Annotated in this window: 8 protein-coding genes; 6 read left to right on the top strand and 2 right to left on the bottom strand. The window is 71.8% G+C overall.

Annotation, left to right across the window (positions count from 1 at the left end; genetic code table 11):
• Positions 1 to 1,714: 1,714 nt before the first annotated feature.
• The 4 genes from ACGF3I_RS34890 (at position 1,715) to ACGF3I_RS34875 (ending at position 7,297) form a co-directional block, all read left to right on the top strand.
• Positions 1,715 to 2,947, top strand: a complete 1,233-nt coding sequence (locus ACGF3I_RS34890) for a YcaO-like family protein (RefSeq protein ID WP_393139295.1) — start codon at positions 1,715 to 1,717, stop codon at positions 2,945 to 2,947.
• Positions 2,948 to 3,018: 71 nt separating this feature from the next.
• Positions 3,019 to 3,816 (top strand): TfuA-like protein, encoded by a 798-nt coding sequence (locus tag ACGF3I_RS34885; protein WP_393139293.1) that lies wholly within the window; start codon positions 3,019 to 3,021, stop codon positions 3,814 to 3,816.
• 92 nt (positions 3,817 to 3,908) lie between these two features.
• Positions 3,909 to 5,258, top strand: a complete 1,350-nt coding sequence (locus ACGF3I_RS34880) for an MFS transporter (protein ID WP_393139291.1) — start codon at positions 3,909 to 3,911, stop codon at positions 5,256 to 5,258.
• An 80-nt stretch (positions 5,259 to 5,338) separates the two neighbouring features.
• A complete protein-coding gene (locus tag ACGF3I_RS34875) occupies positions 5,339 to 7,297 on the top strand; it encodes a B12-binding domain-containing radical SAM protein (protein WP_393139289.1) in 1,959 nt (652 codons plus the stop codon).
• Between the two features lie 37 nt (positions 7,298 to 7,334).
• Here ACGF3I_RS34875 and dapA read toward each other — a convergent pair whose 3' ends face one another.
• On the bottom strand, positions 7,335 to 8,234 hold the full coding sequence (gene dapA, locus ACGF3I_RS34870) for a 4-hydroxy-tetrahydrodipicolinate synthase (RefSeq protein ID WP_393139287.1): 900 nt from the start codon (positions 8,232 to 8,234) through the stop codon (positions 7,335 to 7,337).
• Positions 8,235 to 8,446: 212 nt separating this feature from the next.
• Here dapA and ACGF3I_RS34865 point away from each other — a divergent pair, with 212 nt between their 5' ends.
• A complete protein-coding gene (locus tag ACGF3I_RS34865; RefSeq protein WP_393139285.1) occupies positions 8,447 to 9,181 on the top strand; it encodes an SDR family NAD(P)-dependent oxidoreductase in 735 nt (244 codons plus the stop codon).
• 80 nt (positions 9,182 to 9,261) lie between these two features.
• Here the strand turns inward: ACGF3I_RS34865 and ACGF3I_RS34860 are convergent, their stop codons facing one another.
• Positions 9,262 to 11,100, bottom strand: coding sequence for an endonuclease/exonuclease/phosphatase family protein (locus ACGF3I_RS34860; RefSeq protein WP_393139283.1), 1,839 nt, complete (start codon positions 11,098 to 11,100; stop codon positions 9,262 to 9,264).
• A 308-nt stretch (positions 11,101 to 11,408) separates the two neighbouring features.
• On the opposite strand from ACGF3I_RS34860, the gene ACGF3I_RS34855 reads away from it, so the two are divergent.
• Complete coding sequence (locus tag ACGF3I_RS34855) at positions 11,409 to 12,863, top strand: hypothetical protein (protein ID WP_393139281.1); 1,455 nt, start codon at positions 11,409 to 11,411, stop codon at positions 12,861 to 12,863.
• Positions 12,864 to 13,024 lie beyond the last annotated feature (161 nt).

Genomic DNA, 13,024 nt, shown 5'->3' with positions numbered 1-13,024 from the left:
CCCCTGGGGCTGCGCCCCAGACCCCCTGAGGGGCTCCGCCCCTCGAACCCCGGCGGGGGCTGCGCCCCCTGCACCCCCCTTTCGCGCCTTAAGGGCGCTCGTCCTCAAACGCCGGACGGGCTGAGGGTGCCGATGCGGGCCGGTACCGGTCCTGCCAGGGGCGCGGGGAACTGCGCGAGGCAGGCTGGGACACACGCGCGGGCCGGTACCGGTCCTGCCAGGGGCGCGGGGAACTGCGCGAGAAGCGGGCACGGTCCGCACACGGCCGGGGGGTTGAGGACCTCGGGCTCCGAAATGCCCCGCCCGGCCCCAGCCTGCCCCCGGGCCCGCGCCAGCGCCTCCCGGGCCCGACCCCGCTTCTAGGGGCGCGGGGAACTGCGCGACAAGCGAGCACGGGCCGCAGGCGGCCAGGGAGTTGGGGGGACTGGGCCGTCAAGACACCCCGCCCGTCCCCGGCACCGCCGCGCCGCTGGCCGCAGCCGACGGCCAGTTCAATAACGCGTCCGTGTCGGTCGTACGCGCACGGCACCTGCCGCCCCACCAGCCCCGGTCGCCGCTGAACCTTTGAGCCCGCCGCACGGGTGGGTGGGTGGGCAAACCCCCGGGGGGCGCTGCCCCAGGAGCTGAGACTGCACCCACCCCCACATGTTCAACACGCAACAATTCCCGCCCCGGACAAATCCATCACCCCGCCCTATTTGTCGGCGCACTTTGGAGCATCCTCCAAGGAATATCTGACTCCGTCAGCGGCCCTTCATCCGAAACGGCAATAGCCGCACAGCCCGCGGTCAAGGAAGATCATTCGTGAGCCGGCTCGCACCGTTCGAAGGAATCCGGAGATCGCCTTCGGTGATCTTTCTGATTTTTTCGAGCGGATTTCTGGAAACCGCTATAAAAGGAGATCGTCATGGCTGAGAACATCGAGGGTACCGAAATGTCCGTCGTCAACTGGGACGAGCTCGACCGCGACTGGACCGAGGCCTCGGACAGCGCCGTCGTGGTGTGTAACAGCCGCTGACGTTTCGCACCGTCGCATCGGTTCCGCCCAGGACCGGCCCACTCCGGTCCTGGGCGGATCTGCGGACGTACGCGGACCTGCGGGCCTGCCGGCCACGCGGAGCCGGCGTCCTACGCGGGACCGGTGTCCTGCACGGCCCGTGCGGCCCGCGTAGGTCGGCAGGCCCTCCACGGCTCGCACCCTGCGGGAAAAGGCGCGCCCCGTCCCGGCCGCCCAGCGCCCACCGCCCGCCCCCGCAGTTCGCCGCCCCATCGGGCCCGGAGCTTCGAGGCCGGAGGCAGCCGAACCGACTCCGGCGGGAGTCGTTCTTTCCGCTATTGCCATCAGCGTGACGGGCGTGGCGGGCGTCGCGTGTTCTCTCGCCTCCCGCGGTGCATGTATTTATCGCCGCCGGCCCCTGAGAACACTGCGGCAGCAAGTCGAAATGAAAAACGGCACCATATCGCCGCCGAGATGTCGGGATGCCGGGATGCCGGGATGCTGGGGTCTCGCGGTGTGCCGATGGCGGACATCGTCAACCCGGGTTTCCGATATGTGCAACCCATTTCCGCGGCGTGCGAACCGAACCACCCAGACCCGCTCTCCTGCTTGGCGTGATACATGCTTGTGACCACAGACCCAGACCACCCGCCCCGTGTCAGTGAGTTCCTGAACGGGGCGGAAACCGACAAAGTCATTTACGCGGGAACGCATCGGGTGCGCACGCTCTCCGAGACGGTGCGGCTGGCCTGGGAAGCGCGCGCGGTGGTGGGGATCTCCCGCGTCGCGGACGTCACCGGCCTGGACACCCTCGGCATACCGGTGTTCAACACCCTGCGCCCGCGCGCCGCCGCCGGAAACCTCACGGTGACCTGCGGCAAGGGGACGACCCGTCAGGCCGCGCTGGCCTCCGCCCTCATGGAGGCCGTCGAGAGCCACTGCGGCGAGCAGCACGGCCGCCGTGGGCCCGTCGGCTCCCTCCGCGAACTGTCGCTGACGGGCAAGGTCCTGCACCCGCACGCGCTCATCCTCGACCGGCACACCACCTGGACCGAGGAGACCCCCATCGAGTGGTGGCCCTACCGCAGTCTCGCCACCGACGAGACGGTCATGCTGCCGGCCGCGACCGCCTTCACGCCGTACGCGACCTCGTCGGCCCCGACGTCGGACCGGCCCCGCCTCACCGGCTCCGTGTCCCACGGTCTGGCCGCGGGGAACAGCCGCGCGGAGGCCACGCTGCACGCCCTGTACGAACTGGTCGAGCGGGACGCCACCACGTTCGGCGAGGTACTCAAGAAGGGGCACCGAGTGCCCCTCGACAGCCTCCCCGCCGCCCACACCGAGCTGGTGGAGCGCTTCCATCGCAACGGCATCGCGGTGCGCGTGTTCTCCTTCGCCCACGACATCGGCGTCCCGGTCTTCTACGTGACGATCGACGACCGGCAGGCGGACGACCCCCTGCTCTTCAACGGAGGGGCCGGCTGCCACCTGTCTCCGCAGGTGGCCCTGTACCGGGCGCTCACGGAGGCCGCGCAGTCGCGGCTGAGCATCATCTCCGGGGGACGCGAGGACATCGCCCGTCATGTGGCCCGCCGCGAGGAGGGTTACGCGTTGGCGCGCGAGCGCGCCGACAGCTGGGCCGACGGCTGGCCCGTACGCCCCTTCTCCGATCACCCGGACCTCAGCGCGGGCAGCCTCGCCGAAGACCTGGGCGTGCTGCGCGAACGGCTGTCCGCGGCCGGTCTGCACAGGATCTACGTCACCGACCTGACCCTCCCCGGCATCCCGTTCGCCGTGGTGCGCGTGGTGGTCCCGGGGCTGGAGTTCTTCAACCAGGAGCCCGGACGGCTCGGCCCCCGCCTCCACGCCGCGATGAAGCAGCGCACACCCGTACTCGAAACCGGAACCGCACCCGCTCCCGCACCCGAACCCGTCCCGGGCAAGCCCTGAGCCCTGAGCCCCGGGCCCTGCCCAGCCCCGAGCCCGAGCCGAGCCCGACAAGGAATTGAAGCTCCCCTCCCATGGATCCACACAAGATCGCGGTCTTCGCCGGCCCCAGTCTGGTCGGCTCGCCCTTCCTGGAACTCATCGCCGCGGTGCTGCGCCCTCCCGTCCGCGCGGGCGACCTCCCCGCCCTGGTGAACGAGCTCGATCCAGGAGCCCAACTGCTCATCATCGACGGGGAGTTCGGGCAGTCCCAGGCCGTCACCCTGACCGAGATCCGTGACGTCGCCGAAGCCGGGTTCCGCCTCTACGGTGCGTCCAGCATGGGAGCCCTGCGTGCCGTGGAGTGCGCCCCCGTGGGGATGGTCGGCATCGGCCGGATCTGGGCCGACTACGCCTCGGGGCGCCTGGTGGCCGATGACGAGGTGGCGCTCACCTACGACGCCGAGAGCTACGCCCCGTTCACGGTGCCGCTGGTCAGCGTCCGGCGGCTCACCGAGCTGCTCGCCGGTTTCGGGGCCAGTCACGAGGAGGCCGCTCTGTTCCTCGCCGAGGCGCGCGCCGTGCACTTCCGCGAGCGGTCCTTCTCCTGCCTGAAACGGATCGCGACGACCACGCTGCCGTCCGCCACCGCGGAAGCCGCACACCGCTTGCTGCGGCCCGCCGCGCGACGCCTGTGGGACGCCAAACTCGCGGACGCGGAGACGGCACTCACCCAGGTGCTGTCGGGCACGGCCCCTCAGCCCCGTACGGACCTGGTGCCGGTGCCTTCCGAGTACGAGGCGCTGCTCGCGCCCGTCGAAGGCGTGCCCCCCGAAGGCGGGCCCGCCGAAGACGCGGGCGGCGTGCTGAGCCCGGCCGGGGGTGCCGCATGAAGGCGCCCGTCTCCTCTTCCCCGGCTTCCTCTCCAGCCCCGGCTCCCTCGGCCCCGTCAGCTCCCGCCGTTGCTTCCGACACCCCTGGACGTGTGCGGTTCGGCGCCTCGTTCCACCGGCTGTTCACGGCCGCGGTGTCGACACGGTTCGCCGACGCGAGCAGGACCACCGCGTTCGCCCTGCTGGTGGCGTCCCTGTCCGCCGACCCCCGGGTCATCTCCGCCGTGACGGCGGCCTCCTTCCTGCCGTGGCTCCTTTTCGGGCTGCCCGTCGGGGTGCTCGTGGACCGCTACGACAAGCGCCGGGCCTTCTTCATCGCCGATTTCTCCCGCTGTCTGATCGCCGTCGGGCTCACCGTCGCCGTGTTCACCGGGCACATCACCGTCATCGCGGTGCTGGCGTGCGCGTTCGCGCTGACCACCTTGCAGACCGTCTCCGACAGCTGCTTCTACAGCCTGCTGCCGGCCACCGTGAGCAAGGAGTCCCTCGGGCAGGCCAACGCCCGGTTGAACATGGCGCAGTCCGGGCTGGGGCAGTTCGCGGGCGCGCCCGCGGGAAGCGCCCTGTACACATGGCATCCGTACATACCGTTCCTCGGCAACGTCCTGTGCTTCCTGACCGCCGCCGCCGCGGTCCGCGGACTGCCCAAGGGCCTTCCGTCCGCCGCCGCCGAGAACGAGCCGACCGGGCCGGCCACCGCAAAGGGCCCCGCCGGCCCCGCCGAACAGGGAGCGGCGACGCAGCCGTCCTCCCTGCTGGGCGACCTCAGGACCGGCCTGCGCTGGATCGCCTCGACCCCGCTGATCCGCGCCCTGGCCTGCACCGTGGGCCTGATGAACCTCACGGCGGGGCTGTACCTGGGCATCCTCCCCTTCTACGCCCTGCACACCCTGAAGATGCCGGCCGCCACCTACGGTCTGCTGTCCGGCCTGACGGCCGCCGCCATGCTCGGCGGCAACTTCGCGGCGGGCAAGTGGATGGCGAGGGTGCGTCCTGCCGTGCTCTGCCGGTGGGCGGTGCTGCTCCAGATCGTCGGCTTCATCGGCCTGGCCACGGCCCCCTCCTATCAGGCGGCGCTCCCGTGGGTGCTGCTGGACGGGTTCACCGCCGGGCTGTGGAACGTCCCCGGCATGACGCTCCTGATGGAGCACGCCCCGGAGGCGATACGCGGGCGCGTGATGTCCGCCTACAACACCCTGGCCGTCAGCGCGGTCCCGCTGGGCACCGTTCTGGCGGGCCTCCTCGCCCGCGGGGCCGGCAACCGCGCGCCCATCGTCGCCGGAACCGTATGTCTGGCGTTCGCCGCCGCGGTGCTCATCTGGACCCTGCGGGGCGCGGCCGGCCCCGATGCCCACACCGGCAGCACCGACAGCACCGGCAGCACCGACGGCACCGACGGCACCGGCAGCGCCGACGAGGCCGCGTCCCCTGTGGAGCCGTGAGCCGCGGGGTGCTCCACGGCGGCGGGGCGGGCCCGGCCCGTCCCGCCGCTTCCATCCAAGGACCCAGGAGATGAAACGTCGTGCCCCAATCCAAGATCACGCCCCACACCGGTGCCGCCCACGACACCGGTGCCGCCCACGGCGCAAGCCGTCCGGTGACGCTCATATTCCCTCCCCTCATCGAGTCCAATTTCGGCAGCTTCTTCCCCTCCACCGCGGTCCTGGCCGCCTTCCTGGAGGAGAACGGCATCGGCTGTTCCCAGGAGGACCTGAACGAGGAGTTCGCGCTCTTCCTGCTGGAGGACGCCTGTCTGGACCGGCTCGCCGGCGGCCAGGTGGACGGGGTCGCGGAGGACTCCCTCGTCGCCGCCGCGGCGCGGTGGGCCGCGAAGAACCGGAACCGGCTGATCGACGCGCAGGGACGCCACTGCTTCGGCACGGACCGCTACGGCGCCGACAGCAAGTCCGCCTACGCGATGGAGCTGATCGCGCGCCCCTTCAGCCTCGACCCCGGCCCGGAAGTGCTGCGCGCGGTCGGCACGGGCCGTCATCCGCAGGACGCCTTCGAGCAGTTCTACGCCCAGTCGGGCATCACCGGGCGCATCGCCGAGGACACCGCGCTGATCGGCATCTCCGTGCCCATGGGGCCGCAGCTGGAGCCGGCCCTCATGCTGGCCGCGCTGCTGAGGGAGAGCCACCCCCAGGCCAAGATCGTGCTGGGCGGACCCACGCTGAGCCTGATGGAGCCCGACGACCTCGCGATCCTCCTGCGCCACCATCCCGCGGTCGACTGCGTGGTGCGCTTCGACGGCGAGCACCCGCTGCTGACGCTGGCCCGGCGCGCCGTCGACGGCGCGTTCTCGCCCGCCGGCATCCCCGGTGTCTCCTACCGGCACGAGGACGACGTGGTGCACGCGGCGCCGGCACCCGGGCCGAACATCAACAAGCTGCCCCCGCCCGCGTATCCCGCCGAAGCGATCGACCGGCTCGCCGACCCGACCCTCGCCATCACCCAGGCGCGGGGCTGCTATTGGGGCAAGTGCGACTACTGCGACTTCATCGAGCTGTACGACGGCAGCGCGCCGTTCCGCGGGCGGCACCCGAACAACTTCGTGGACGAGATCCAGGGCCTGGTCGAGAAGTTCGGCGCGCGGCGCTTCAAGTTCATCACCGAGTCCATCCCGCCGGCGTTCGCCCGCCGGATGAGCCAGGCGATCATCGACCGCGGCCTGGACATCGACTGGAACTCCTTCGCCATGGTCGACCGGCGCTTCGACAAGGAAGTCCTCGGCCTGATGGTGGAGTCGGGCTGCGAATTCCTGATCATCGGCATGGAGACGACGAGCACGCGCGTCCTCAAACTCGTCAACAAGTCGGCCGACCGGGAGGAGAACCTGCGCTTCCTGCAGGACGCCCGTGACGTCGGGATGAAGCTGCGGATCAACCTCATCCCGAACCTCCCGTCCACGACCTTCCGGGAAGCCATCGACACCCTCGACGACATCAAGGGCCTCGCCGACTGCATCGAGACCCTCACCGTCTTTCCCTTCGAAGCCACCCGCTCCTCGAACGTGGGGCGCAACCCCGAGCAGTTCGGCCTGGTGAGTTCGGCTCCCACCGAGGTCAGCGCCCAGGCCCAGTACGCCCTGAACCACTTCCACAGCATCGACCCGGCGATGACGCGCGAGGAATTCACCGAAGCGGTGCGGCTGTACCGGGAGTTCGCCGACGAGGTGTCCCGCCGCCAGATCATTCACGACAGCGGCCCCGACATGTCGGGGGCCCTGCGCATCCCCGTCGAGGACATCGACTTCCTCGACCGGGACGGACATGTGCTGGGCACCCACATCGGCAACCGGCAGCGCGCCCGCATCCCGGCGCAGGCGGCCGAGCTGCTCACGCCGTACCTCACCGGGGCGCCGTTCACCATGACGGATCTGCGGAGCAGGGTGGGGGAGCGGGGGGCGACGGTCCTCGTCCGCAACCTCCTCAAGGCCCACATGCTGGTGTCCGCAGAGGCCGCGCGCCCCGGCGACTGAGGAGGCCCGGTGACTGAGGACCCTCCCGGACGGGGAGTCAGGGCGTCGGCAGCGCGTCGAGCGCTGCCCGGAGCCCCGACCGGACGGCCGCGGAGGCCGGCTGGAGCGGGGCACGCAGCGGGACGTCCAGGAGGGACTTCGCGGTCACCGCACCCGGCAGACCCGCCGCCATCATCAACTCCACCAGGGGCAGCAGCAGTTGGTTGAGGCGGGCCGCCTCCTCGCACGCCCCCGCGTCGAAGGCGTCCAGCACCCCCCGCACCGCGCCCGGCGCCACGTTCGCCACCGTGCTCACGCAGCCCGCCCCGCCCAGCGCGTACAGCGGAAGGTTCAGCTCCTCGCAGCCGGAGTAGTACGCGAGCGACGTGCGGCCCATGACCTTGGTCGAGCCGAACAGGTCGTAAGCGCAGTCCTTCACCGCCACGATCCGTTCGTGCTCCGCGAGCCGCAGCATCGTGCCGGTCTCGATGCGCGTGCCCGTGCGGGCCGGAATGTCGTACAGCATCACCGGCAGCTCCGTCGCGTCGGCCACCGTGCGCAGGTGCGTCTCGACCGCGTCCTGCGGCGGCCGGCTGTAATAGGGGGCCACCACCAACAGGCCGTCCGCGCCCGCCCGTTCGGCCTCCCGGGCCAGGGCCACGGTGTGGGCGGTCGACGCGCTGCCCACCCCCGCCACGACCGCCGCCCGGCCGCCGACCTCCTCGGCCACCGCCCGTACCAGCGCCGTCTTCTCCTCGTCGGTGGTCGTCGGCGACTCCCCGGTCGTGCCGTTCAGGACCAGCCCGTCGCAGCCGCCGTCGACCAGCCGGGCCGCCAGCTCCCGCGCGGCCGGGAGATCCAGCTCGCGGGAGGCGGACGAGGTGAATGGCGTGACCATAGCGCACAGCACCCGGCCGAACGGGCGGGCGGCCGTGCCGGGGATCGATGTCGTCGTCATACGGCAGTCTCACCCCGACGAAATGTCAACGTCTACTTAGACTTCGTTCCGGGAATCCTTAGCAACGCTGAAGAGGGGCGGCCTCCGGCCGGCAGGTCCGGGGGACACGGGTCCGACGGAGCGCGGGGCCGAGGGGTCCGGTGGCTGCGGATCGGCCCCGTGGCATGATCGTGCGCGGGCGCGGCCGAGACCGCAATTGAGGTAACTGCACCATGAGCGAAGCACGCGTCGCGCTGATCACCGGCTCCTCCTCCGGCATCGGCGCCGCCACCGCCCGCCGGCTCGCCGCGGCCGGCGTCCGTGTCGTCATCAACTCCCGCTCGCCCCGGGCGGGTGAGCAACTCGCCGCCGAACTGCCCGGTGCCCGCTATCTCCGGGCGGACGTCTCGGTGGACGGCGAGGCCGAGCGCCTCGTGCGGGACGTGGTCGAAGCGTTCGGGCGGCTGGACATCCTCGTCAACAGCGCCGGCACCACCCGTTTCATCCCGCACGACGACCTCGCGGCCGCGAGCCCCGAGATCTGGCGGTCCATCTTCGACGTCAACGTGCTCGGCGTCTGGCAGACCATCACCGCTGCCGCCCCGCACCTGAGGGCGAGCGGCGCGGGCGTCGTCGTCAACGTCTCCTCGCAGGCGGGCGTCCGCCCCAACGGCAGCTCCATCCCGTACGCCGTCTCCAAGGCGGCCGTGAACCACATGACGCGGCTGCTCGCCCGGACGCTCGGCCCCGAGATCCGCGTCAACGCGGTGGCGCCCGGCTTCATCGAAACGCCTTGGTACGAGGGCGTCGAAGGGTTCGCCGACACCAAGCGGCACGTCGAGAACGCGGTGCCCCTGCGGCGCACGGGCAGCGCCGAGGACGTGGCCGACGCCGTCGTCCACCTCGTCGACGCCCCGTACGTGACGGGCGAGGTCATGTTCGTGGACGGCGGCGGACACCTGGTGTGAGCCGCCGGGCGCCCCGGCCGCCGATGCGCTGCCCGTGCGAAGCCGGCCGGGGAGGTTCCGCGCCCCGGCCGGCGCCGCGTTTACGGACGGAAGCGGATGACCTGCGGGTCGTGGTCGCTGGTCTGGTTCGCGAACTCGGCGTTGATGTGCACGCTGTCGTAGTCGAAGCCGCGCACCGCCGGGCTGGTCAGGATCTGGTCGAGGACCTGGGTGTTGCCCTGGTACACGTAGGAGTAGCGCTCCTTCTTCGGCAGCGTCCGGTAGGCCGAGCGCAGCGCGCCCCCGTCCTCCAGGGCCTTGGTGGTGCCCGAGAAGTCGAAGTCGTTGATGTCGCCGAGCGCCAGGACGTCCGCGTGCTTGTCGACCGCGAGCAGCTGCTTGACGAACGCGTTGACGGCCTGTGCCTGCTGGAGGCGCTTGGCCTCCGAGGAGCGCGGTACCGGCTGGTGCTGCGAGAGCAGGCCCTCGTCGCCGCCCTTCGAGGCGAAGTGGTTGGCGATCACGAAGACGGTCCGGCCCTTGAAGACGAACTCGCCGGCCAGCGGCTTGCGGCTGTCCGCCCAGGCCGGGTTGGCCGGATCCACCCGGCCGGGCGACGCGGTGAGCGCCGGGTGGCCCTTGGTGCCGGTGACGCCGACGGCGGTCGTGGCGGTGCCGCCGGGACGGTCGGTGAAGGAGACCCGCGCCGGGTTGAACAGGAAGCCCTGGCGGATGTTGCCGCCGGGCTCGCCGCCGTCCTTGTTGTTCTCCGGGTCGATCGAACGCCACTGGTAGGCCGGGCCGCCCGCGGCGACGATCGCGTCCGTGAACTTCTTGACGGTCGCCGAGGCGTCCACCGTGCCGTCGTTCTTGGCGCCGTTGTTGTCCTGGATCTCCTCCAGGGCCACGATGTCGGGCGAGGCGAGGTTGGTCACCACGCCCTGGGCGAGCGCGTCGAACTTCGACTGCGGGTCGCTCGGGTCCAGGTTCTCCACGTTGTACGTGGCGACCGCGAGCTCTCCCGTGCGCTGCTTGCGGGTGATCTCGCGCTTGAGGCCGTTGTCCTTGACCGTGCCGAGCGTGCGCGCGGTGATCGTGTAGCCGCCGAACTGGTTGAAGTCCAGAGGGCCTTCGGTGGTCCCGGTCAGGGTGTCGCCGACGTTCGCGGTGGGGAAGGGCTGCTGGGCCGTCGGGATCAGGCTCTGGATCTGGAGGCGGCCGGTGTTCTGGTCGTGGTACGAGGAGTACAGCGAGCCGCCGCGCGCGGTCCGGTTCTCCTGCGGCTTCACCGTGACCCACAGCTCGGAGTACGGGTCGGTGGCGCCGACGACCCGCGAGGTGCCGATGCGGACGTTCATGCCCTCCAGGGACTCGTAGTAGTCCGTGGCGTACTTCTTCGGCCGCAGGGCAAGGCCGTTGACGCTGTTGCCGGCCGCCGGGTCGCCGCTGGGCGTGTAGCGGTCGGGCACGGTGCGGGAGGTGATGACGACCGGGGCGGGCACGGCGTTGCCGGAGGACACGACGGTCACGGTCGGCTTGGAGAGCTCGGTCACCGACTGGTTGCCCGAGGACTGGCCGCCGGGGACGTACTCGGTGACGGTCGCGGCGACCTCGACCGCGTCGCCCACGGCGACCGTCGGGTTGGAGCCGGTGAAGACGAAGACGCCCTCGCTGGTGGCGGGGTTCTTGTCGGGGGCGGTGTCCTGGAACCAGAACCCCTTGGACGAACCGTAGGCGCGCACCCCGGTGACGACGCCGGTCACGCCGGTGACCTGCTGGCCCGCCAGCGGGGATATCCGGGTGGTGCCCTGGATGTCATGGATCTTCGCCGGTACGGGAGCGGCGGCCGGGGCGGCCTGCGAGGAGGTGGCGCACACCAGGCCGGCGGCGAGCGCGGCGGCGACCACGGCGGACACGGCGGCGGTTCTCGGAACGGGCATTCAGGTACTCCGGGTGATGAGGGAAGGAAAGGTGTGTGCGGCGGTGCGGTTCTACGCGCGTCAATCTCTTGCCCGGGGAGGGGAGTTGTCAAGAGTTCGCGGTGGCCGATTACTGACGAGTAGGTGAAGGTCTGGGGTCGGAGTGCGCCGACCGCACGGGCCGGGCGCACCCGGCGCGGTGCACGCCGGGTGCGTACGGCCGGCGCAACGAAACCCGGTGAAATGCGTCTACGCTGGGTGCCGCTCAACCACCCGCTGATCCAGCGCGACCAGAGCGCCCAGACCGTACGGCCGAGGAGTACCCCCAGATGTCCGGAGACCGCCCCACCCTGCCGCCGGTTCGGCTGAACTCCGAGGCGGAGCTGGCCCGGGACGCGCTGTCCGCCCCGCTGCTCGCCCGCGCCGCGCGGCTCGCCCGCTGGGCCGGCCCCGACACCCGGGTCGGCGCCGGCGGCGAACTGGTCGAGGAGCAGCTGCCCGCGGCCGCCGCCGAACTCGGCCTGGGCGACGACCAGGACGGCCCGGCCCATGCCAGTGAGGCCTGGCGGGTCGCGGTGGACACCGGACTCGTCGACGTCCAGGACCCGGAGCAGTCGATGGGGGGCGACGAGGAGGCCGACGGCACCGCCTCCGTCGGCGAGAACCTGGCCGTGCTCACCTCGGGATCGCCGCACGACGTCCTGGCCATCTGGCTCGACGCCTTCGACGTGGTCTTCGCCGACGCGACCGCGCCGATGATCGACGACTTCGCCGACCTGGTCGGCGAGGACGGCGAGATCGACTTCGAACGCCTGGAGTGGGACCCGGAGGAGGAGGCCGACTTCCTCGAAGGCGTCCTCGGCAATCTGTACCTGCTCACCGTCAGCGAGGGCGGCACCCCCGAGAGCCCCGTCCCGCTGCCCGCGCTCGCCGCCTCGATGATCGTCCCCGACGACATGGGCGAGCCCACCGACGACATCCTGGAGCAGGTCTCCGACGCGATGATGCGGCTCGACGACCAGTTCCGGCTCCTGGAGCCGATCGGACTCGTCGAGTACGAGCCGGTGGACGAGGCCCTGATGGCCGAGGTCGGAGACGAGCCCGCCCCGGCGCTCGACGACGAGGACGTCTCGCGCTACGGCATGGTCCGGCTCACCCCGCTCGGCCTCTACGGCGTGCGCGCCCGGATGCTGGAGGCGGGTGTGGACGCCCCGGCCGTCGGTGACCTCGCCGACAAGGGCGCCGACGCGCTGCTCGACGGCATCGCCCACTTCCCCGAGCTGTCGGCCCGCGCCGAGACCGAGCAGTGGCTCGCCCGGCGCGAACCGGCCGAGGCCGCGGGGGAGTTGCTCGCCGCGGCCCGGGGCGGCGACGAGGGCGGTCCGCTGCGCCGGCTGCACTGCCAGCAGGCGCTCGCCCTGACCGGCGCCTCCGCCGAGCCCGCCGTGCGCGCGGTGCTGCCCGACCCCGAACTCGGCGGCCTGGCCCGCGTCTGGCTCGCCGAGCGCGGCGCTCCGGACGTGCCGCCGCCGTCCGAGGACATGATCTTCTGGCTGGCCATCGACACCATCGCCGCCCAGCTCGCGGTGGAGGGCGACCTGGAGGAGCTCCAGGAACTGGTCGAGGGTCTGGTCGGCCGGCACAGCGGGTTCTTCGACGCGGCCTGGCGGGTGGAACACCCGGCCACCGCCGACGTCCTGGAGGCGATGGGCCGTCTGCACCCGGACAAGTCCACCGCCAAGGAGGCCCGCAAGGCCGCCTTCAAGGCCCGCTCCCGGTCCTGAGGGGCGCCGCTCGCGCGGGTGAGGGGCGCCGCTCGCGTTGGTGAGGGGCGGGGGGGGGGGGGGGGGGCGGCCGGCGGGGGGGGGGGCGCGGCCCCCCCCCCCCCCGCCCCCCCGCCCCCCCCGGGGGGGCGGGGCGGGGGGGGGGGGGGGGGGGGGGGGCC

The organism is Streptomyces sp. NPDC048111 (genome assembly GCF_043202815.1).
Taxonomy (GTDB): domain Bacteria; phylum Actinomycetota; class Actinomycetes; order Streptomycetales; family Streptomycetaceae; genus Streptomyces.
The sequence above is the reverse complement of the archived record's forward strand: the minus strand, read 5'-3'. Positions and strand labels throughout refer to the sequence as shown.

Coding starts and splice junctions, on each gene's coding strand:
- ACGF3I_RS34860 (WP_393139283.1), bottom strand. CDS start 11,100: ATGCCCGTTCCGAGAACCGCCGCCGTGTCCGCCGTGGTCGCCGCCGCG.
- ACGF3I_RS34865 (WP_393139285.1), top strand. CDS start 8,447: ATGAGCGAAGCACGCGTCGCGCTGATCACCGGCTCCTCCTCCGGCATC.
- ACGF3I_RS34855 (WP_393139281.1), top strand. CDS start 11,409: ATGTCCGGAGACCGCCCCACCCTGCCGCCGGTTCGGCTGAACTCCGAG.
- dapA (WP_393139287.1), bottom strand. CDS start 8,234: ATGACGACGACATCGATCCCCGGCACGGCCGCCCGCCCGTTCGGCCGG.
- ACGF3I_RS34885 (WP_393139293.1), top strand. CDS start 3,019: ATGGATCCACACAAGATCGCGGTCTTCGCCGGCCCCAGTCTGGTCGGC.